The sequence below is a fragment of the Mesorhizobium sp. M8A.F.Ca.ET.165.01.1.1 genome, assembly GCF_004792065.1.
In the GTDB taxonomy this organism is placed as follows: Bacteria; Pseudomonadota; Alphaproteobacteria; order Rhizobiales; family Rhizobiaceae; genus Mesorhizobium.
The window spans coordinates 1-299 of sequence record NZ_SRTH01000207.1; the positions used below are offsets into that span (position 1 = coordinate 1).

The 299-nt window shown below is 63.9% G+C and carries 1 protein-coding gene; it reads right to left on the minus strand.

Going from position 1 to position 299, the window contains the following annotated elements; translation table 11 throughout:
* Positions 1 to 299: glycine cleavage T C-terminal barrel domain-containing protein (locus tag EN808_RS35775; RefSeq protein WP_135918262.1), on the minus strand; the 299-nt coding region annotated here is incomplete at both ends.

Sequence of the window (299 nt, forward strand, 5' to 3'; positions counted from 1 at the left end):
GAGCTTCGTGCCTGGCTTGCCGAGACGCTCGGGCAGCAGCGCCAGCGCCACGTCATGCCCGAGCGCATAGCCGTATCTGCCCGAGGTGATGCGCCCGACCAGTTCGCCGCCGATGTAAAGCCCCTCATTGGCAAGCGTGCTGGCGCCGTCGGTTTCGATCTTGAGCGTCACTGACCGCCGCTGATCGTTCCCGTCCCGGTATTTCAACACCGCATCGCGGCCGACGAAATCACCCTTGTCGAGGCGGATGAAGCGATCCAGCCCGCTTTCCAACGCGTTGAGCTCCGGATTCATGTCGC